Here is a 20,781-nt window from a genome sequence, read left to right on the forward strand (position 1 = left end):
TTCAACAGTTCTCTGTATTCATTAATATCGTCAACACAGCCAATTAATGAAACGCAACTCAGTGCATTTTGTTGCGGTGGGGATCAAGAGCCCCATCAGGGCTCTTGTCCTTCCTCCTTGGTGTGATCATGAATATCATTCAGAACATCACCCATATAGATGCGTATAGTAGAACCCTGATCAACCCGTGCTCCTGGTTTTGGAGCCTGGTTAATGACATATTTCCCACTGCCGGATTTAGCCAGCATAAAGTTCATATTCAGATCCTCATACAGGTCTTCGACCGTAGCTCCTGTCAGATCGGGAACCGTCACGATTTTGGTTTCTCCATACTTGTATTCTTTAGCTACCTGATCCTTCCGAACCGGAACATTCATATAATGCAACGCATCCTCCAGAATGTTCTGTACGATCGGTGCGGCAACCACGCCACCGAACTGAATTCCTTTCGGATTATCCACCGCAGTATACACAACAATCTGCGGATCATCCGCCGGTGCAAAACCGATAAAGGATACAATATGCTCGGTAGAGGAATAACGTCCATTGATTACCTTCTGGGCTGTGCCCGTTTTGCCACCAACCCGGTATCCATCAATAAACGCCGGACGTCCCGTACCCTTGGCAACGACACTCTCAAGTGCTTCACGTACTTGCTTGGACGTATCTTCTGAGATGACTTGTCGAACCAGTTCCGGCTTGGCCTCTTCCATCACTTCACCCGTTTCCGGATGAACCCAAGCCTTTGTAACATATGGCTTGTATAGTTTACCACCATTAATAGCTGCTGACACAGCCGCTACTTGCTGAATCGGTGTAACGGATACCCCTTGACCAAAAGCAGTAGTCGCAAGCTCCACAGGTCCGACACGTGAAAGTTTAAACAAAATCCCGCTGGCCTCACCACTAAGATCGATGCCTGTTTTGGTGCCGAATCCAAAGTCTTTAATATAGGAGAATAATGATTCTTTGCCCAGTCTCTGACCCAGTGCAACAAATCCAGGGTTGCAGGAGTTCTCCACGACTTGCAGGAAGGTCTGACTTCCATGGCCGCCCTTTTTCCAGCAACGAAGGCGAGCGCCTCCAACTTCAACAAATCCGGGATCATAGAACTGATCCTGCGTCAGATTTACTTTTTTCTCTTCAAGTGCTGCTGCGAGTGTAATGATTTTAAACGTTGAACCTGGTTCGTACGTCATCCAGATCGGTAAATTCCGGTTGTATACATCGGCCGGATATTGCTGATAATCGGCTGGTTCATATCCGGGTCTACTGGCCATGCCAAGGATTTCACCCGTCTTAGGGTTCATTGCAATGGCAAGCGCCGAGTTGGCCTGGAACTTGACCATAGCCTGATCCAGCTCGCGTTCCATGATGGACTGAATCGATTTATCAATAGTCAGCTTGAGGTTCAGACCATCCTTCGGTTCCACATACTTCTCAGATGAGCCCGGCATTAGCCTTCCGGCCGCATCGGACAAGTAGGACACACTGCCATTCAAACCGTTCAGTTTATCATCATACTTTTTCTCTACACCCGTTAAGCCCTGATTATCAATGCCTGTAAAACCAAGAATATGAGCCGCCAGATCATCATAAGGATAAAAGCGTTTATTATCCTCAGCAACAACGATACCCGGAAGCTTCAAATCACGGATGTTCTGAGCCTTCTCCATCGTAATTTTGCGGCCACCGGGTTGTAGTCGTACAATCAGTTCTCTTTTCTTGATGGTTGCCAGCACTTTCTCTTCGGTCATTCCCAGCAAAGGAGCCAGTGCTCTTGCTGTTGTCTCCGCTTCCTTCACCTGGGCAGGAATCGCCATAATGGTTGGTGTGGTTATATTGTAGGCGAGAGAGGTTCCATTTCGATCCAGGATCTCTCCCCGTTTGGCTGAATAAGGAATATTCCGCCGCCAGGACTCTTCCGCTTTCGCAGATAGTTCCGGCCCTTTCCCTAACTGTACATAAGCAAGCCTAATCACCAAGGCTGAGAATAACAGAACTAAAATCACTAAACTCCATAACAACCTGCGCCGCAGATTTACGCTTGACCCCTTCACGAAAAGATCCCCCCACTCGTCCCAAAATCATGATTGTGTTCAATTCATGAATATTCAGGACAACCGGGGGTTAGAACAAGCTGTCTGTGATCTCTATGGAAGCGAAGCCCCATCCGATGTGTTATCAGACGATTTTGTCTCATTTAAAGGTGGATTTGTAGTATCGGTTTTGCCTGTTTCTTCGGTGTTCCCCGTTCCATCAGCTTCTCCCTGATTGTTAGTCTCGTCCCCTAATGCTGGATCAGAAGACTCAGGAGCTTCATCTGCTATACCGGTAACTGCCGCTTTGGCCGTCTGCAGCACAAGCTCAACCGTTCTCTGTTCGCCTGCCACCTGCTCCGTTTGCTTCACCACATATCCTTCACCTTTAACGGTCACGCCCACTTTCATGAGGGAGAGCACTTCAAGTGCATCTCGTAGTGATTCGCCAGTCAGATCAGGGATCTTCATCTTGCTGCTTTCTTCGGTTAACAGGTAGATTCGTTGGCCAGGATTCATGGCTGCACCCGCCACAGGATACTGGCGAATGACATTTTCACCCTGACCAAGCGTCTCATAGGCAATTCCTGCGTTCAATAGTTGGCTTCTGGCCTGTTTGGCAGTCTTACCTGACAGATCAGGAGCTTTAGCTTGAACGACCGGCGTTGTTTTTGACTTTTTATCAGTGGTCTTTACTGTATCTTTGGGAACTCCCATGTACTGAAGAGTCTGGCTCACAATCTTCTTGAACACCGGAGCAGCTGCAGTACCTCCGCCAATATTGGAACCATCTGGCTGGTCAATTACAATCAACATCGCGATTTTGGGATTATTAACGGGTGCAAATCCGATAAATGAAACGACGTCTTTGGATTTACTGTATTCCCCGTTCACTACTTTTCTAGCAGTACCCGTTTTACCAGCCACGCGGTATCCTTCGATATAAGCATTGCGCCCTGTACCAATCGTTTGGTCAGCTACAACCTGTTCCAGATAACCGCTCACCAGTTTGGAGGACTCCTTGGAAATGACCTGACGAACAACCTTCGGCTTGATTACTTCTGATGTACCATCATTCGGGTTAATAATTTCCTTCACCAGATGAGGTTCCATAAGTTTGCCGCCGTTGGCAATAGCCGAAATGGCTGCTACCTGCTGGATTGGTGTTACCTGTACAAGACCATGACCATATGCTGCTGTGGCAATTTCCGATTTATAAACCAGCGGCTTGATTGGTGAAGCCGATTCACTCGGCAGATCGATGCCCGTCTTCTTACCAAAACCGAATTGGTCTATGTAATGACGCAAACGTTCACCGCCAAGCATGTTATAGCCCAGATTAACAAACGCAATGTTACTTGAACGTTTGACACCTTCCAAGTAGGAAATCCGGCCATAGGCGTGACCGTTATCACTGATTGGGTAGCCACCGATATAGACTCGCTTGGATTCAAACGTAGCATTCGGATCAAACAGCTTCTCTTCAACCGCCCCCGCCAGAGTAACAATTTTAAAAGTAGACCCTGGTTCATAGATGGATTGTATCGCATGGTTGATAAAATTTTTCTGATCCGGCGTTTCCGCATACGTATTAGGATTAAAGGTCGGCCAATTGGCCATTCCTAAGATTTCCATGGTGTTAGGATCTGCTGCAATGACAGTCATGCTCAGTGGATTGTACTGGGCTACCGCTTCTTTCATTGCATCTTCGATGTAGTACTGAATTGTATCATCAATCGTCAGCTTTAAGTTACTTCCATTCTGTGGTGGAAGGTAGTTGTCCTGGGAATCAGGCAGCTTGTACCCTTTGGCATCATTCTGATAATTCAGATAACCATCTGTACCTGTAAGCTGTTCATCATAGGAGACTTCAAGTCCATTAACAGCCTTCCCATCACGGCTCATGTATCCCAGCAAATGAGAGGCGAGCGTTTCTTCCGGATAATATCGCTTCGACTCTTGTGTCATGACAATCGCATTTTGACCCTTGTAGTCATCTTTCAGTTCTTTGCGAAATTCTTCTACTTTGGCAGCCAAATCAGGGTTAATTTTATACCCTTCACTTCGCACTTCACGTTGTTGAAAGAATGTCCCATCTTGCTTTTTCGCTGTTACAAGTGCGCGCATTTCACTCTCGCTTTTACCCAATAAACTAGATAATTTGTCTATAACCACATCTTCAATCCCAAGTTGATTAATTATCTTTGGGTTTACGGACACCGTGTAAGCAGGCGCATCCGTCGCCAAAATGTTACCATTACGGTCTGTGATTGTCCCGCGACTCGCCTTGATGGTTTGTTCGCGTTCAACCAATCCAGCTGCTCTTTCCTGCCAAATACCGCCATTAACAACCTGAATAAAAAAGATTCGGGTTATTAATACAAGAAAAAAGAGGGTAATACATCCCCCTATAAGCAGCGTGCGCATCTTTATTCTTTTTACCATCGGTACACCTCTTTTGCTTCAGCACTTTGTAAGGATTGATACAAAATGTTCTACTTATTTGCTGTATCCGAGGACGATTCAGTACCTGTCGAGTTCGTTGTACTTGTTGAGCGAGGTACAAAAATGACATCCTTGCCGGAAGCCTCAACGTAACCAAGTTTGCGAGCATTCTCGATGACCAGATTGTTCAGTTTTTCTTTTTCCACTTGCAAATCTGCAATCGTTCTCTCTGCTTCTCTCACGTCAGACAACGTTGTCTGTGCCTGCTTATTCAGATCATAGATGTGAGCGTAACGCGACATCATAACACCACCCACAACAATGACTGCAACCAGAGTAATCAGATACAAAAATTTCTCGCGTGCCGGAAGACCGGTACGACGGGTCACCACTTTGGTGGTTTCCTTGTACCGCTGCTGGGTCACACGTTCTTGGGACGCTTTTTCTTTCACTGCCAGATTACCACGTGTATATGCCATACTCCGACTCTCTCCTCCGCTCTTGATTTACAGTTTCTCGGCTACGCGCAGCTTCGCTGAACGAGCACGGGAGTTTTCGGCCAGTTCCGTTTCCGTTGGAATCAGCGGCTTTCTGTTTACTAAACGCATGGCACCCTTACCGCCGCAAACACACAACGGGAAATCGGGAGGGCATGTACATTTCTCCAGATAACTGCTAAAAATCTGTTTGCAAATTCGGTCCTCAAGTGAGTGAAAAGTAATAACAGATACACGTCCGCCTGGTGCCAAGCACCGAACGGCCTGATGTAACGCTTCTTCGAACGCGCCCAACTCATCATTAACGGCAATTCGCAATGCCTGAAAACTGCGTTTTGCCGGATGTCCTCCGGTACGACGAGCCGCCGCCGGAATACCTTCCTTGATTAATTCCACCAGTTCGCCAGTAGTCTCAATTGTGGACTGCTTCCTTTTTTCAACAATGACACGAGCAATTCGTCTTGAGAATTTCTCTTCACCATAGCGATACAAAATGCGGGCAATCTCCTCTTCCGTCCATTCGTTAACAATCTCTTTGGCGGTAAGGGATGCGTCCTGATCCATACGCATATCCAACGGAGCATCGTGATTGTAGCTAAATCCACGTTCTCCTTCGTCGAATTGCGGCGATGATACCCCCAAATCGTACAAAATACCATCTACCTGTGGCACGCCATCTTTCATCGGTACATCCAGTTCTTTCAGTACCTGTTCCAGATCACGGAAATTGGTTTTGACCAATGTAATCCGATCTCCATATGGAGCCAATTTTTCACGCGCGTTATCCAAAGCCCAATCATCCTGATCCAGTGCGATCAGACGTCCCCCTGGACCGAGCTTGGATGCAATCACGGAGCTATGTCCGCCACCGCCTAAAGTGCAGTCCACGTATATACCGTCCTGCTTGATGTTTAAACCCTCTGTTGCCTCTTCTTTGAGTACGGTTATGTGGTGAAACAACCTGCACCCCTCCTGACTTTATAGATCAAAATTAAAATCGACCAGCTTTTCGGCAATGTCGTTGAATGCTTCTTCGGATTGATTGAAATAACTCTCCCATATGCCTTTGCTCCAAATCTCCACCCGGTTCGACACGCCAAGAACAACGCAATCCTTGTCCAGCTTGGCATACTCTCTAAGATTGCCCGGCAAATTTACCCTGCCCTGTTTGTCCAATTCACATTCGGTGGCACCCGAGAAAAAAAATCTGGTAAACGCACGTGCATCAGATTTCATCAATGGCAGTGCTTTGAGCTTCTGTTCCATGACCCCCCACTCCTCCATGGGGTACACGAAAAGACACTGGTCCAAACCCCGTGTGACAACGAAAGACGGTCCCAGAGATTCGCGGAATTTAGCCGGAATAATAACCCGACCCTTGTCATCAATGCTATGTTGGAACTCCCCCATAAACATTGGCCCACTCACTCCTCACCCGTTTCTCCCACTTTGCCCCACTTTCCACCACCTAAGCATAATAGATTCGCACAAAAAAATCAAAACCCTTCTTACGGGGTTTACTTTTTTTAATTTCGCAACCGCAAAAAAACGTCTTTGATCCTGTCACTCAGGATCAAAGACGTTTCCCGCTTACGGGCAATCGCACGTACACCCGCATATGAGCCATATCATTAATAAACCATTTTAAACCCTTTGAAGCACTTAATCAGCTTGTAATTAATGGATGCCTCTTAGAATTTCCAGCTGTCCAGATATTTTACCTGCTCGGCGGACAAGGAGTCGATGGCAATATTCAAGCTTTCCAGTTTGTAGCTGGCAACCTGTTGGTCGATGTCATAAGGTACATTAACAACGGTTTTACCCAATTCGGCATAGTTCTCGCTCACATAACGCAGACCCAGCGCTTGCAATGCAAACGTTGTATCCATAATCTCGGCAGGGTGTCCATCGGCAGCACCCAGGTTTACGAGACGTCCTTCAGCCAGCAAATACATCTTACGGCCATCTTTGAAGCGATATTCTTCAATGTTGCGGCGTACGGTACGAATCGAATCGGAACGTTTAGCAAGTTCAGGTTTGTTTACTTCCACGTCAAAGTGACCCGCATTACTCAGGATTGCTCCATCCTTCATCACATCGTAATGCTCTCCGGTGATCACATCTTTATTGCCAGTAACAGCGATGAAGAAATCCCCCAATTTTGCAGCTTCCACCATCGTCATGACACGGAATCCGTCCATATGTGCTTCTACGGCTTTTATAGGATCAATTTCAGTTACGATAACATTTGCTCCGAGCCCTTTGGCACGCATTGCTACACCTTTACCACACCATCCATAACCCGCCACAACTACGTTCTTTCCTGCAACGACCAAATTGGTTGTACGGATAATACCATCGAATGCAGACTGACCTGTACCGTAACGGTTATCGAACAAGTATTTGCAATAAGCGTCATTGACTGCAACCATTGGGAAGCGCAATTGTCCTTCTTTCGCCAAAGCTTTCAAACGAATGATGCCCGTTGTCGTTTCCTCTGCTCCGCCACGAATCGTGGCAGCTAGATCAGGACGTTCAGATGCAATAATAGTGGCAAAGTCTCCACCGTCATCAATAATCAGATCAGGTTTCACTTCAAGTGCACGGAGTTGCAGTTCTTTGAACTCTACAGGGTCCGGATTATGTTTGGCATACACAGTAACGCCGTCTTCCACCAGAGCAGCACAAACATCGTCCTGCGTTGACAATGGGTTGCTGTGTGTAATCGTCACTTCTGCACCACCAGCTTGAATGACTTTCGCCAGGTATGCTGTTTTGGCCTCAAGGTGAAGGCAAATGGCTACCTTCAAACCTTTAAACGGGAGATCCTGTTCAAATTGGCGACGAATGCGGTTCAACACTGGCATATGTGCTTCTACCCAATCAATTTTCAGATGACCTTCCGAAGCGAGTCCCATATCTTTAACAATACTGTTTTGCAATGCAGGGGTAGTCATTCCTCATCCTCCTCAATTATCTATTCCTTCTATTATAAAAGGTCACTACAACGTGATCACTTGGTGTTGTCCACGGAATTCGTTCTGACTTTCAATCAGTTGTTCAATCCACTCGGTTCCATAACGGTTCAGGTAAAAGAGCACGTTATGCACTCGTTCCTGCGGTTTGTTCATAGGAAAGAGTGAGTTTTGCATCCCGTTCCAGTGCCTTAGACTCACATTGTGTTTATCTTTGATGGCTTTGTGGGTCTGTTGTTGCAGATACTGCATCTGTTCGCTGATCTTGCCTACATTGGTATCTCCAATTCGGTCCAAACCAGAGTGGATCTCTGCGATCTGATCGAGCAATGGACGATATAGATCGGCAAATGCTTGCTGAACGCGCTCGAATTGTTCATCGACCTGGAAGGTCTCCTGCTGTGCCAGCCATTGTTTCCTCTTTTCATCCATATGATATTGAACGTCCTGGAAAGAAAGACCGTACTGTTTCATATGTTTGTGATGAACATCTTCCATAATGGTAAAGGACAGACGTGGAAGTAAGATAGGCATCTGCAGCCCAAACCGGCCAAACGCTTCACGTGTCAATCCCCAGTACGCGATCTCACCTTGACCCAAGATAACAGCCACTACAGGTAAAATGGAATCTTGCATCAATGGCCTGGTCAATACATTGTTGCTAAACCGCTCGGGATGTTCAGCCAGTTCCTGAAGCAATCGCTCTTCTGTAAATGAAACCAGACCTTTACGGTCGCTGTACAAGCCGTCTTTCAACATCAGAAGCAATCGTGCCCCATCATGTATGTAAAACAGATTGGCCCCATCTTCCGCGACTTCAGCTGGCATGGCATATCCGGCTTGTTCCAATGCGGAGGCACCTTGTGCATATGCTTGGCGTAATGTCCCATTCTCACGAATCAAACGTTCAAATACAGGCTGCTCAAGTCTGCGCAAGTCTGGATCTGCAGCATCCATCAGAATAAGTCCACTGCTGCCAAACAACGCTGAGATTAACCGGGCAAACGCATCACTCAAGTTCGAACTCGACTGATGGATCTCCGTAACCAGCTTCATCAAACCTGGTTTGTGCACCGTATCCGGTAACAGATGTTCCACCTGCTCCAGCACGGTCATCCATTGTTCCGTTTCCACATGGACAAAACTCACGGAATCCCTGCCTGCAAACCGCCCTTGTAACTTGATCTTTGTCATGTCACCGTTAGCGTCAGGCAAGTATGTGTGGTTCACTTCATCCCAGTCATGGTCTTCACCTGCAATCCAAAAAACGGGAACGACCGGCCGTTGTAGCCTGTTCTCCGCTTCCCGCGCAGCTGCAACCACACTTGCTGCTTTGTAAATTACAAACAACGGACCTGTAAGCAGGCCGCTTTGCTGTCCTCCCGTAACAACCAACGCATCTTGTTCCGCGAAACGTGTGATGGATTCATGAACAGCACCATGATCGTTCACCCGTTTATTATATATACGTAGATACTCTGCCAGACGTTGACGAGGAATACGTGTGTTCTCCGATTGGTCTAGCCACTCGGCACGCGTATGAAGCCCCGATTCCCAGCGAATGTCATACTCGTAAAGGCCACGCGCAGCATCGCTTGAACAGACATAGTCTTCTGCAAGTCGAGTTCCGCTGCGGAGTGCCTCGGTAATACCTTTCATGAGGTCTGCCTCCTATTCTGCTTCAAAGAGCCTTTCTTGATTGTACCGAATGAAAGCCCTCTTCGTCAAAAGAAAGTGCATCAAAAAATAAAAAACCGCCGAACAAAGTCGGCGGTTTGATATTCATGGATAAGTCCAAATGAAATTTGTACTTTTTATACGTAAGGTTCTGCAACCCAGTGACCTTTGGATACCTCAATCAATTGAGCGTTCTGCAGGTTGTATGGATCATTTGCAGGACCACCCGATCCATTCTTGAGTGCTTGTTCTTCCGGTAACAAAATGCGACGTTTGCTCGCTTCTACTTCCGGATCAGGTACAGGGATCGCAGACAGCAATGTTTTGGTGTAAGGGTGAATCGGATTAGCATAAAGTTCTTCACTTTCTGCCAACTCGACCACTTTACCCATGTACATTACAGCTACACGGTCACTGATATGTTTAACCATGGACAAGTCATGCGCAATGAACAGGTATGTCAAGCCGAGGCGTTGCTGAAGTTCTTCAAGCAAATTAACGACCTGAGCCTGAATGGAAACGTCCAATGCTGACAATGGCTCATCACAGATGATGAATTTAGGATCTACGGCCAATGCACGTGCAATCCCGATCCGTTGTCTTTGACCACCTGAGAATTCATGTGGATAACGGAGTGCGTGGCTAGGATTCAGACCTACAAGATCAAGCAATTCTTCAACACGTCTCTTCCGCTCTGCCCGACTTGATGCCAGACCATGAATATCAAGAGATTCACCGATGATATCCATAACGTTGAAACGTGGGTTCAAGGATGCATAAGGATCCTGGAAAATCATCTGCATATCTTTACGCATTTCTTTCATCTTGCGTGGGGACAGCTTGTAAATATCCGTTCCATTAAAGTTAACATTTCCGCCTGTTGGCTCATAAAGGCGCAGAATTGTACGGCCTGTTGTGGATTTACCACAGCCAGACTCCCCTACAACTCCAAGTGTTTCGCCTTCAAAAATATCAAAGCTAACATCATTAACCGCTTTGAGAATGTTCCCTTTGCCCAAATTGAAGTATTGTTTCAGGTTCTTCACTTGAACCAGCGGCTTGTTGGCACCTTTGATAATACCAACTGGAGTAGGCTTTTCTTTTTTAGGCTCGTCCAGACGAGGAAGAGCATTCAGCAATTTAATCGTGTATGGATGTTGAGGATTACTGAAGATTTCAGCAGTTGTTCCTGTTTCAACAACTTCGCCTTCCTTCATAACGACAACACGATCACACATTCCTGCAACTACTCCAAGGTCATGCGTGATAAGCATGATCGAAGTTCCAAGCTTTTGCTGCATGTCTTTCATAACATCCAAGATTTGTGCCTGAATCGTTACGTCGAGTGCAGTTGTTGGCTCATCCGCAATCAGAAGGGATGGACGACATGCCAAGGCAATTGCAATCATAGCACGCTGGCGCATACCACCGGAAAATTGGTGTGGATAATGGTTCATACGCGATTCCGCATTTTTGATGCCTACAAGTTCGAGCATTTCCAATGCGCTTTTTTCAGCTTCTTTTTTGGACATATTCTGATGCTTACGCAGTACCTCGGTAATTTGCTTACCAATTTTGATGGTAGGATTCAAAGAAGTCATTGGATCCTGGAAGATCATGCCGATATCCTTACCACGGATGGCTTCCATCTGTTTATCTGTCTTATTCAGCAGGTCCTGCCCGTGAAAAGTAATTTCTCCGCTTTTGACCTTCGAAGGCGGGGAGGGAATCAATTTCATGATGGTTTGGGCAGTAACACTCTTACCACTACCGGATTCACCTACGATCCCCAGCGTCTCTCCTTTGCCAAGTTCAAAACTCACATTTTTAACGGCATCAAACTCACCAGAACGCGTCGTAAATGACACACTCAGGTCTTTGACTGTTAAAATCGGCTCCATAATCCCACCTCCTATTTCTATTTACGTAATTTCGGATCAAGCGCGTCACGCAAGCCGTCACCAAGCAAGTTAAATGCGAGCATTGTCATAACCATCAAACCTGCAGGGAACCACATCCGCCAAGGATACAGCGTCCAGCCTGTAAGTGCATCATTGATCATAGATCCAAGAGAGGATTTAGGTGCAGATACACCCAATCCGAGGAAGCTCAAAAATGCTTCTGCGAAGATGGCATTTGGGATGGACAACGTCAATGTAACGAGAATTGGTCCGACAGCATTTGGCAACAAATGACGGAAGAGTTGACGTCCAGTGCTTGCGCCCATGGAACGAGCAGCAAGGATAAAGTCTCTGTTTTTGAGTTGCATAATCTCACCACGCACAATCCAGGACATACTGATCCATCCTGTAATGGTGAGTGCAATGATAATCGTTGTTAGACTTGGCTCCAATACAACCAGCAACAGGATAACAACGAGCATGTATGGCAGGGAGTACAAGATCTCGGAGAACTTGTTCATGATGCCATCAACACGTCCACCGTAGAAGCCCATAATGGCTCCATAAATCACCCCGATGACAAGGTCAATCAAAGCAGCAGCCAAACCTACAGTAAGAGACACACGTGCACCTACCCAGGTTCTTACCCATACATCACGACCAAGTTCATCTGTTCCGAACCAGTGTTCAGCACTCGGTGCAGCATTGGCATTTAACAAATCATTGGAATAATAATTATAGCTTGAGAACAACGAAGTTGGACCAATCATAGAGAAAATGACAACAAGGACTAGAACAGCCAAACTAATCATAGCGGCCTTGTTGGTTGCAAGTCTGTACATAGCGTCTTTGAATAGCGATACACTCTCTTGCGATTTCAACGCTGCCTGACTATCCAGGCCTGTGTTCGCCGTTTCATTATTGTTGTTATTCGTGCCAGACAACGTTATGCCCCCTTCCGGCTTTCTAGCTTAATTCTAGGATCAATCAACACGTAAGCGATATCCGTCAGGAAACGTGCAAGCATCAAGAGAATACCATAGAAGATTGTAATCCCCATGATCATCGTGTAATCACGATTCGTAATACTCTCTACAAATACTTTACCAATTCCACCAATATTAAAGATTTGCTCAATAACAACGGAACCCGTGATAATATTTGCTGTCATCGGACCAACATAAGTAACGACTGGTAGAATACCGTTCCGTAAAACGTGTTTAAACATGATAGCAGGCCATTTCAAACCTTTGGCTTTGGCTGTCTTGATGTAGTCTGCATGCAACACTTCCAACATGCTTGAACGCGTCAAACGTGCGATAAAGGCAATTGGAGATGCCGACAGTGCGGCAACCGGAAGCACATAGTCGAGTGGGCCATCGAAGCCCATAACATTAAACCAGCCGAGTTTGAATGCAAAAACATATTGCACCAGGGATGCGAGCAAGAAACTCGGTACAGCAATCCCGATAACAGCCAGAATCATCGTAATATCATCAATCAACTTGCGATGGTACACTGCGGCAATAAGCCCCAACAAGACACCCACAACAATTGAGATAATAATCGCAAAGATTCCTAGCTTCAGCGATGCTGTAAACGTTTGAGTGATCATACCCGTTACATCTTGATTCAGGTATTTCATAGAAACCCCGAAATCACCTTTGATGATTCCACCCATATACTTCAGGTATTGTTCATACATCGGTTTGTCCAAACCATACTTCACTTCCAAAAGTGCCCGGATTTCAGGTGATACTTTTTTCTCGGATGTAAAAGGGTCACCCGGAATGGCCTTCATCAGGAAGAAGGTTGCTGATGCGAGTATGAAAAGCGATAGCAGCATAAATAGCAGTTTTTTCAGCACGTACTTAACCAACCCTTGCACACCTCCACAAACAATATTTTGTATACAAATCGATTGTAGAATTAGACAAGAATAATGTCCAATCCATTTATCGGAAATTTCAAGAATTATAAGGAAAATCGGTGCACATACAAAAAAATCGGGATATATATGGAGTTCCACATATATATCCCGAAGTAATCATATAGACTTCAGAACAACTTATTTCTCTTCCAGATATGCACGAGTGAAGTCAATAGCTCCACTGAAATCAAGTTGTATGCCTTTCAGGTAAGGCTTAGTCAAAGATACGTTAGTGTAGTAATAGATCGGCAATACGCCCATTTCATCTTGAATCAGGATTTTCTCAGCGTCAGCAAAAGCAGCCATACGAGTAGCTGGATCTGCAGATTTTACAGTCTCTTTAACATCTTTGTCATACTGTTCATTGCTGAATTTGGAATCATTGTTTGTGTTTCCAGTAGTCCACATTTCCAAGAAGTTGTACGGATCGTTGTAGTCAGCAGACCAGCCCGCACGAGCGATTTGGAAGTTTTGGTTTTGACGGTTCTCAAGGAATACGCCCCACTCTTGGTTTTCCGTTTTCACGTCAACACCAAGGTTTTTCTTCCACATATCAGCAACAGCAAGAGCGATTTTCGCGTGACCGTCACTAGTATTGTAGATCAAAGTTACTGCTGGCAATGTTGTGTAGCCTTCTTCTTTCATACCTTCAGCAAGCAATTTCTTAGCTTCTTCTACGTTTTCAGTGAAGAAGTCATCTTTGTGCTCATCACGGAATTCGCCGTTTTCACCGCGGATACCTGGAGGTACAAAGCCGAAAGCTGGAATTTGTCCACCTTGTGTTACTTTGTCAACGATCAATTGACGTTCAATTGACATTGCAAAAGCTTTACGGATTTTAACGTTGTTAAATGGAGCTTCATTAACGTTGAACTGGTAGTAGTACGTACTTGCAATACCAGTAGCTTTAAACTCGTCCGGCAATTCCGCTTTTACAGAAGGAATTTGGTCGGAAGGAATTTCACCGTTAGGTGCGCCTGTGTAGTCCAATTGTCCAGACTTGTAAGCTTGCAGTTCGGAAGCACTGCTGTTTGTCAGGGACATGTTAATTTCAGATAATTTGATGTCAGAAGCTGCATGGTAGCTTTCGTTTTTCTTCACGACGATTTTTTGACCTTTAGCGTATTGATCCATTGTGAATGGTCCGTTAACGATCATGTTTTTGTAGTCTGTGAAGAATTTGTCATTCGTATCAGCAGACTTGTGTACTGGGTAGTACGTGTAGAATGCTGTCAGACCCAAGAAGTAAGGTGTTGGGTTTTCCAACGTTACTTCCAGCGTGTGCTCATCAGTAGCTTTAACGCCTACTTGAGAGAAGTCTGTGATTTTAGTACCTTTATATGTTCCGTCTTTGCTCAGGTTGTAACCCTCAGCACCTTTGATGTAATACAATTGGTAAGCATATGGAGAAGCTGTTTCCGGTTTCAAAGCGCGTTCCCAAGAACGTACAAAGTCCTCGGCAGTGATTGCATCACCGTTGCTCCATTTAGCATCCGGATTCAGGTTGAAAACATATTTCAGACCATCTTCGGAAATTGTCCAGTCTTTAGCAACTCCTGGAGCTTCTTTGCCATCAGAGTCGATACGCACAAGACCTTCATACAAGAATTTCAGTACAGTGTTGGTTTGGCTGTCTTTTGCTTGAGCCGGGTCTAACGTAGGAGGTTCAGCTGACAGGTTAATTTTCAGGACTTGATCTTTAGCAAGACCATTTCCTTCGGTTGCAGAACCAGTATCGGTGTTACCTGTGCCTTCGTTTTTCGATCCGCACGCTGCAAGTACGGTACCGAACGCCAAAATCAGCGTCAAAAGGACTAATAGACTTTTCCTTTTCATCTAACACTTTCCCCCTAAATTGATGTGGTATATGTTTATAGATTATACAACCACCGGTCAAAAAAATCTACATTACTTTTTCAGAAAGTAATGTTTTTTTCAGTTTTCGACAAAATCGACACATTTTTTAGCCCATTTGCGTTATGTATCCTCACATCTGTTTCATGAAGTATCTAAATAATCCAAATATAGTAAACAAAACATACCCAAAACTCATTATGACAAAAGCCATGCGCCAAACGGCCCGGAACATTCTACCCCCATCGACCTTACCTTTGAGCCGATTTTGTGCACCTCCGATGAATCCAAGCGCTATTAGTATGAGTATTAATGTTAAATAAAATCCAAAATTCGAATCAAATGTTAAGTTGAATAACGCCGATACAGAGAATATAAGGAATAATGTTGTTACATCCATTGCCGAGCGCAGCGCCACACGCTTATCTTTTTTCCATCCATACATGATCCAATACACAAGAAAAAACGGAAAGAACGGCAGTATGCTCAGCACAATAAAAAATCCCATTAACTCACTCCTTCCGGTTGCATACCTTCAATCAGATGAAGCAGTACTTCATGCGTTGGAGCAGACAGGCCACACCGACACGCCATGCTTACAATTTGCCCATTAATGGATTGTACCTCCGTTTCTTGTCCTTGCAGAACATCTGACAGCATGGAAGATGTATTCGAGGCTGTGGAACGACAGACGGAGAGAATTTGTTCCCACACATCCATATCAAGAAGTATTCCGCTTGCTCTGTATACCGCCAATGCCTCATCGTACACCTGACGCATAAACATGATTCGCTCTTCCTTTGTAATTAACTCACCGTTAGGAATACGCCATATCGCGGTAAGTGGGTTAATGACAGCATTGATTAACAACTTCCTATAAATCAGCTTATCGATTTCATTCGACACTGTACAGCCAAATCCTGCCTGCTGCAAAAGTCCCTGTAAACGAACGGGTTCATTATGATCCATTGGCGTTAAAGATGAGATATGTACATCTGCACTTTTGCCCAACCAGGTCTCTCCTATACCTGCACGGATGACTCCATCTTGCTGACGTTTCGCCCCTTCTGTGGTTATGACACTGTATACATTGGAATGCGGCATATTGGATTGCACATGATCCAGATGCCCAACCCCATTTTGGAAACATGCAATATTGAGCACTTGCTTCTTCAATGAACCAATTTCACGTATAACATCATGTATCGCTGTCTGTTTCACCATTAATAGTAGCCAATCTCCAGGTGAGTGTTCCCATACTCGGATTAACTCCGTAATCGGCTTGGCCTGGGTATGATCAGGTGTAATCTGGATGGTTTTCTCCTGTTCAATGACCTTGAACCCTTCGATACTCAGTTTATTTGCCTGTTCGGCCGTTCTGGTCCAAAATCGAACCTCGTTGCCTGCGTCCTGAAGCTTACCTCCATACAAAAGACCCAGTGAGCCTGATCCTACAACGTCAATGATCATGCTGCATCCCTACCTCTGCTCCAATAGTTGCTTTTATCTATAATAGAACAAAAACAGCAAACAAAAAACCCATCATACCTGCCGTTATGTAACGGAGGTGTGATGGGCCCTAATCTAATGCTGATCATCAGACATCGTTTGCTTTTATTCAATTCGTTCCAGATTCCCGTTGGCATCCATTTTGAATCTCGTTTTGAGTTCCTCTTCTTCTTCTGTCAGAAATGCAAGTCTGCGAGCACGATCCATAATCTGAATCAGTGCTTTATAATCGTCGTTTACAACACGATAATCAGTCTGTACTTCATTCACTTCCTTAGACAGACGATCATTCTCGCAACGCAGTTCATGAAGTTCATCCTCTTTTTCACGAAGCTCTTTCTCAAGCATTTTGAGCTGGCGACCGTTTTCCTGTACAGTTCCCTTCCATTGCCGCAAGAATCGTATAACTGCATCGATGGATAGAGAGTCTTCCGAAATCCCATCCGCCTTGTACAGATTTTCTTCTGTATCCAAGGTGGACAAAGCTGCTACTTGTGGTCCAAGCAAAGCCGGTTGTTTGCGGAGATAACTCCGTTTTTGACGTTGAGCCTTAGCATTGCTAATGGCAGACTCATACTTCTTACGTACACAGCTGTTCCAGCGAAAACCGCAAGCGGCAGAAGTTCTGCCTATTTTTTCGCCAACCTCTTCAAAAGCGGCCAGTTGTGTACTTCCTTCCCGAATATGACGCAAAGTAACCTCAGCCAAGATCAAATCGTCCTCTGTACTCCAAGCATCCTGTCTCACTGCAGTCATGCTATAATACCCTCCTAACAACATCCTAAAATAACCGTCCCCATAACCGAGTTCCCGGCATGTGAATTAGGTATAAAAGCTGCTTTATTCATTCTTATGCCTCTCATAGAGTTCATAGAATTGATTTCATACTAAAATGTATTTCCACATTTATGAGTACTCATACGTTACATATGCAAAACAAACCATACTTTAACTCTTTTAAGCTAAAAAAAGAATTCGCTTTCATATCCAATTTTGTTTACACCTTTTTCCTTTCCCGGTATAATGTTGTGTAGACAATCTATGATCGTACATAGGAGAGGAGGACTTACCGTGGCGCGCATGTTTCGGGTACTCGGGTTCTTCACGCTAGCGATTGGCCTGATGGCTTTTGCGGGAGACCTGGTCGAAATGGCTTTGCTTTTTTTCCTGCAGACTGCGTTTTTTGTCATTTTGGGATATTTGAAATTTACGGAACGTACGTACATATTGCTCTTCTGGGGTTATATGATCGTGACATTCACAGGGTTCAGCTATTGGACCGTATTCCAAATGGATTTGCCGCTCTAATCCGCCAGCAGCATTAAAGCGATCCGGCTAATGTCGGATTGCTTTTTTGTTGTTTTCAGATTAAATGACTATTCTTTGTGTTATGTAACCACTACGGATATTTCACGTATCTATTTCATATATTGTCTGGAAGAGATAAGCCTGTTGGCATCATTGTAGATATGGAAAGGAGAATGATGGGTGAAACGTCGATACGGCATTCCCGGCTTCATCGTATGTATTATATTTTTGATCCAGCTACCTTGGACTTATGCCTATGGAGAGCCTTCATCTGAGGAAACACGCGAAATACTGCAACAAAGCCTATCCATCGTCGAAATCGATCATGAAATCGAGCGTATTACAGCAAGACAAAAACAGTTGGACGAACAGCGTCAGACATTATCCATTCAGCTTCAGGAACAGGAAGACCAGATACATACTCAGCAAGACCGAGCGGGTGCAGTTGTAAGATCCTACTATACCGGGGAGCGTGATAGTCTCTTGATGACGGTACTGGGAGCAAGATCCATTAAGGACCTGTTCATTCTATACGATTACTATCAGATTATTATTGGCAGAGATCAGGCTGTTCTGGACAAGTATCAGGATCGATATCGCACCATGCAGCAAACGTCTGCCCAGATTAATCAGACCTCTGCAGAGCTGTCTGAACTCAAAAATAATCTTCAAAATCAACGTGAACGGGTACTTGCATTGCAGAAAGAAGTGGACGGAAAAGTAGCTGCCAGCGGGGATGCTGCAGCCATGCAGAAATTGATGGATGAGTTGACCATCTATTGGGAGAACATCGGCATATACGAGGTCAAGCGATATTTCAAAGCATTGGCATCAGCTATGCAGAACCTGCCACAGTTTATCCAGGAACAAAACGGAGGAATCTCCACTACCGGAACATCGTACACCATTCGAATCGGACAAGATGAGCTGAATACATTTCTTCGATCACAGAATCCGATCTTTGAAGACTTCGCCTTTCAGTTCGACAAAGATCGAATCACTGCTTCTGGGCAGCGGGATCAGTTACAATTAAGCATTGAAGGCCATTATACGGTCGAAAATGAACCACAGAATTCAATTCGATTTCATGTCGATAAACTTATTTTTAATCAGTTAGAACTGCCCGATACCACACGTCGTATGCTGGAACGAGAATTCGATCTCGGATTTTACCCCCAGAAAATTCTGTCCTTTGTCAAAGCCACAGAGGTATCCACAAGCGAAGGCATACTTGAAGTAAAGCTCGCCATTTCATTTTGACGAGCTTTGCAAAGCAATAATGCTTTTGACATATTGATTAGCCGTAATCTCTCCCGCAAGAAGTTGTTGTATCTTCTTTTGAAAGGCAGAAGTTAGTATAGGACTTTCCGTCATTACGGCCTGTGAAGATTCAGCTGGAAACCAGGATTTCACATCAGTCGTATCATATTTCGTTATTAGTTTCTGTGACTCAAGATCTAGTTCCTGTTGCTTTGCTGGTAAATAGTTAGCCTGTTGGTACCACTCCGATTGCACGGTAGAGGAAGTCATTCCTTCAATCCAGCGGCTGGCCTCTTCGGCCTCAAGTGAGCCAGCTGCGATAACAAGACTTCTTGATCTTAGCGGTTCTAACGCACTGAGTGCTATCTTCTCCGATGGGCTCTGTTCGCCTACCACGGCTTTATCTCCACTCAACAAACGGGAAAGCAGCGTTACTACCATAGGAGTTCCCGTCTGCTCATCAGAAGAAGAGATCATCGGATTTATGGATTCAGCTGTAATGTACGACTGGATCTGATCCAACAGCTGTATGATTTGTTGGTACGCCTCCGTTTGCGAAGAAGTTTGCGCTTTCTTAATTTTGTTGGGGCCCATGCCTGGCTCAAACTGATTCAGCCACGCACTTACCGCATGAAGGTCATTTGAATTTATACTTATCAAATCCGTTCCATCTTGTGTTGCTTGTTGTACAAGTTTGATCCATTGCTCCTTATTTTCGGGTAAACCTGCCAAACCGGCTTCGTCTAGGAATGGAGAGCGGGCTGCGAGTACATAAGCGTCAAAATCAAACGGCATCCCCCATTGGTAACCATTCCACTCTGTCATTTCACGTAAGCCAACCACAGTTTCTCCCAAAGACTTGGACAGTGTTGTACCGTTTAACGGATACAGATGTCCTTTTTTAGCATGATATTGAACTTCCGCGCTATCCAGAAGAATAATATCCCCGCTCTCTCCTACCGAAAACTTATTATCAAGCACTCGCTTATATGTAACTGGCTCCAAATTCCGAAGACTGATTTCCACATGTTGAGTAGTTGCTACTTCATTAGCCATCTTTTTAAACGATTTAAAGTCGGTCTCAGACATCGAGACTACAATCTCTAATGGGGCATGTTGGTCTTCACTACGAGATGACGTGTTGGGAAATGCATCTTTTTCCGGATCTCGTTCCTGATTAAGCTGTGAACCTCTAAAATCAAAGCTGGGAGACAGAATCGTTAACGAAAGCAGTAGCACTGCGAACAAAACAACCTGGTGTCCACGCTTCATTAACTTCCCCTCCTTGCTCACCTAATTTTTTCCTGCAACACTCATTGTAACAAATAAGTAGTGCTCTTGTCCTATCCTGCCAAAAAACAGTTTTCCGATATTTTGCATACCTCG

17 protein-coding genes are annotated in these 20,781 nt (G+C 45.0%); 2 read left to right on the forward strand and 15 right to left on the reverse strand.

The features are described 5' to 3' along the window. Window positions 1-95: 95 nt before the first annotated feature. The 14 genes from G3352_RS07370 to G3352_RS07435 form a co-directional block, all read right to left on the reverse strand. Window positions 96-2,060 carry a stage V sporulation protein D gene (locus tag G3352_RS07370; RefSeq protein ID WP_163755319.1) on the reverse strand — a complete coding sequence of 655 codons (1,965 nt, stop codon included), beginning with the start codon at window positions 2,058-2,060 and terminating at the stop codon, window positions 96-98. 93 nt (window positions 2,061-2,153) lie between these two features. Then, window positions 2,154-4,484, reverse strand: coding sequence for a penicillin-binding transpeptidase domain-containing protein (locus G3352_RS07375; RefSeq protein ID WP_163755321.1), 2,331 nt, complete (start codon window positions 4,482-4,484; stop codon window positions 2,154-2,156). 50 nt (window positions 4,485-4,534) lie between these two features. Further along, entirely contained in the window at window positions 4,535-4,963 is a 429-nt protein-coding gene (locus tag G3352_RS07380) for a hypothetical protein (protein ID WP_099858471.1), read from the reverse strand. A gap of 27 nt (window positions 4,964-4,990) precedes the next feature. Next, window positions 4,991-5,941, reverse strand: coding sequence for a 16S rRNA (cytosine(1402)-N(4))-methyltransferase RsmH (gene rsmH / locus G3352_RS07385; protein ID WP_163755323.1), 951 nt, complete (start codon window positions 5,939-5,941; stop codon window positions 4,991-4,993). An 18-nt stretch (window positions 5,942-5,959) separates the two neighbouring features. Next, complete coding sequence (gene mraZ / locus G3352_RS07390; RefSeq protein WP_017687291.1) at window positions 5,960-6,397, reverse strand: division/cell wall cluster transcriptional repressor MraZ; 438 nt, start codon at window positions 6,395-6,397, stop codon at window positions 5,960-5,962. Between the two features lie 275 nt (window positions 6,398-6,672). Continuing rightward, window positions 6,673-7,938, reverse strand: coding sequence for an adenosylhomocysteinase (locus tag G3352_RS07395; protein ID WP_163755325.1), 1,266 nt, complete (start codon window positions 7,936-7,938; stop codon window positions 6,673-6,675). A gap of 45 nt (window positions 7,939-7,983) precedes the next feature. Beyond that, on the reverse strand, window positions 7,984-9,615 hold the full coding sequence (gene bshC, locus G3352_RS07400; RefSeq protein WP_163755327.1) for a bacillithiol biosynthesis cysteine-adding enzyme BshC: 1,632 nt from the start codon (window positions 9,613-9,615) through the stop codon (window positions 7,984-7,986). Window positions 9,616-9,770: 155 nt separating this feature from the next. Further along, window positions 9,771-11,534: an ABC transporter ATP-binding protein gene (locus tag G3352_RS07405; RefSeq protein WP_163755329.1), complete on the reverse strand. Its 1,764-nt coding sequence runs from the start codon at window positions 11,532-11,534 to the stop codon at window positions 9,771-9,773. 17 nt (window positions 11,535-11,551) lie between these two features. Further along, complete coding sequence (locus G3352_RS07410) at window positions 11,552-12,433, reverse strand: ABC transporter permease (protein WP_371121656.1); 882 nt, start codon at window positions 12,431-12,433, stop codon at window positions 11,552-11,554. A 47-nt stretch (window positions 12,434-12,480) separates the two neighbouring features. After that, window positions 12,481-13,413, reverse strand: a complete 933-nt coding sequence (locus tag G3352_RS07415) for an ABC transporter permease (protein WP_063566998.1) — start codon at window positions 13,411-13,413, stop codon at window positions 12,481-12,483. Between the two features lie 189 nt (window positions 13,414-13,602). Beyond that, window positions 13,603-15,300, reverse strand: coding sequence for a peptide ABC transporter substrate-binding protein (locus G3352_RS07420; RefSeq protein ID WP_163755331.1), 1,698 nt, complete (start codon window positions 15,298-15,300; stop codon window positions 13,603-13,605). A gap of 151 nt (window positions 15,301-15,451) precedes the next feature. Beyond that, window positions 15,452-15,826, reverse strand: a complete 375-nt coding sequence (locus tag G3352_RS07425; protein WP_076288116.1) for a DUF3397 domain-containing protein — start codon at window positions 15,824-15,826, stop codon at window positions 15,452-15,454. Beyond that, on the reverse strand, window positions 15,826-16,788 hold the full coding sequence (locus G3352_RS07430; RefSeq protein ID WP_163755333.1) for a ketopantoate reductase family protein: 963 nt from the start codon (window positions 16,786-16,788) through the stop codon (window positions 15,826-15,828). Before G3352_RS07430 ends, G3352_RS07425 begins: the two co-directional genes overlap by 1 nt. A 144-nt stretch (window positions 16,789-16,932) precedes the next feature. Continuing rightward, a complete protein-coding gene (locus G3352_RS07435) occupies window positions 16,933-17,583 on the reverse strand; it encodes an RsfA family transcriptional regulator (RefSeq protein WP_063567002.1) in 651 nt (216 codons plus the stop codon). A gap of 315 nt (window positions 17,584-17,898) precedes the next feature. Between G3352_RS07435 and G3352_RS07440 the strand changes: the two genes are divergently transcribed. Both G3352_RS07440 and G3352_RS07445 read left to right on the forward strand, forming a co-directional pair. Beyond that, window positions 17,899-18,135: a DUF2626 domain-containing protein gene (locus G3352_RS07440; RefSeq protein WP_053781237.1), complete on the forward strand. Its 237-nt coding sequence runs from the start codon at window positions 17,899-17,901 to the stop codon at window positions 18,133-18,135. Window positions 18,136-18,315: 180 nt separating this feature from the next. Further along, window positions 18,316-19,395, forward strand: a complete 1,080-nt coding sequence (locus G3352_RS07445) for a coiled-coil domain-containing protein (RefSeq protein WP_163755335.1) — start codon at window positions 18,316-18,318, stop codon at window positions 19,393-19,395. On the opposite strand, the gene G3352_RS07450 is transcribed toward G3352_RS07445, so the two are convergent. Next, a complete protein-coding gene (locus G3352_RS07450; protein WP_163755338.1) occupies window positions 19,387-20,667 on the reverse strand; it encodes an ABC transporter substrate-binding protein in 1,281 nt (426 codons plus the stop codon). The genes G3352_RS07445 and G3352_RS07450 overlap by 9 nt on opposite strands. Between the last annotated feature and the right edge of the window lie 114 nt (window positions 20,668-20,781).

The organism is Paenibacillus sp. ALJ109b, from assembly GCF_010747435.1.
In the GTDB taxonomy this organism is placed as follows: Bacteria; Bacillota; Bacilli; order Paenibacillales; family Paenibacillaceae; genus Paenibacillus; species Paenibacillus taichungensis.

What these genes read in the sequence shown, in the direction of transcription:
- G3352_RS07375 (WP_163755321.1), bottom strand. Translation starts at nt 4,484, where the DNA reads ATGGTAAAAAGAATAAAGATGCGCACGCTGCTTATAGGGGGATGTATT.
- G3352_RS07380 (WP_099858471.1), bottom strand. Translation starts at nt 4,963, where the DNA reads ATGGCATATACACGTGGTAATCTGGCAGTGAAAGAAAAAGCGTCCCAA.
- mraZ (WP_017687291.1), bottom strand. Translation starts at nt 6,397, where the DNA reads ATGTTTATGGGGGAGTTCCAACATAGCATTGATGACAAGGGTCGGGTT.
- G3352_RS07395 (WP_163755325.1), bottom strand. Translation starts at nt 7,938, where the DNA reads ATGACTACCCCTGCATTGCAAAACAGTATTGTTAAAGATATGGGACTC.
- bshC (WP_163755327.1), bottom strand. Translation starts at nt 9,615, where the DNA reads ATGAAAGGTATTACCGAGGCACTCCGCAGCGGAACTCGACTTGCAGAA.
- G3352_RS07405 (WP_163755329.1), bottom strand. Translation starts at nt 11,534, where the DNA reads ATGGAGCCGATTTTAACAGTCAAAGACCTGAGTGTGTCATTTACGACG.
- G3352_RS07420 (WP_163755331.1), bottom strand. Translation starts at nt 15,300, where the DNA reads ATGAAAAGGAAAAGTCTATTAGTCCTTTTGACGCTGATTTTGGCGTTC.
- G3352_RS07425 (WP_076288116.1), bottom strand. Translation starts at nt 15,826, where the DNA reads ATGGGATTTTTTATTGTGCTGAGCATACTGCCGTTCTTTCCGTTTTTT.
- G3352_RS07430 (WP_163755333.1), bottom strand. Translation starts at nt 16,788, where the DNA reads ATGATCATTGACGTTGTAGGATCAGGCTCACTGGGTCTTTTGTATGGA.
- G3352_RS07435 (WP_063567002.1), bottom strand. Translation starts at nt 17,583, where the DNA reads ATGACTGCAGTGAGACAGGATGCTTGGAGTACAGAGGACGATTTGATC.
- G3352_RS07450 (WP_163755338.1), bottom strand. Translation starts at nt 20,667, where the DNA reads ATGAAGCGTGGACACCAGGTTGTTTTGTTCGCAGTGCTACTGCTTTCG.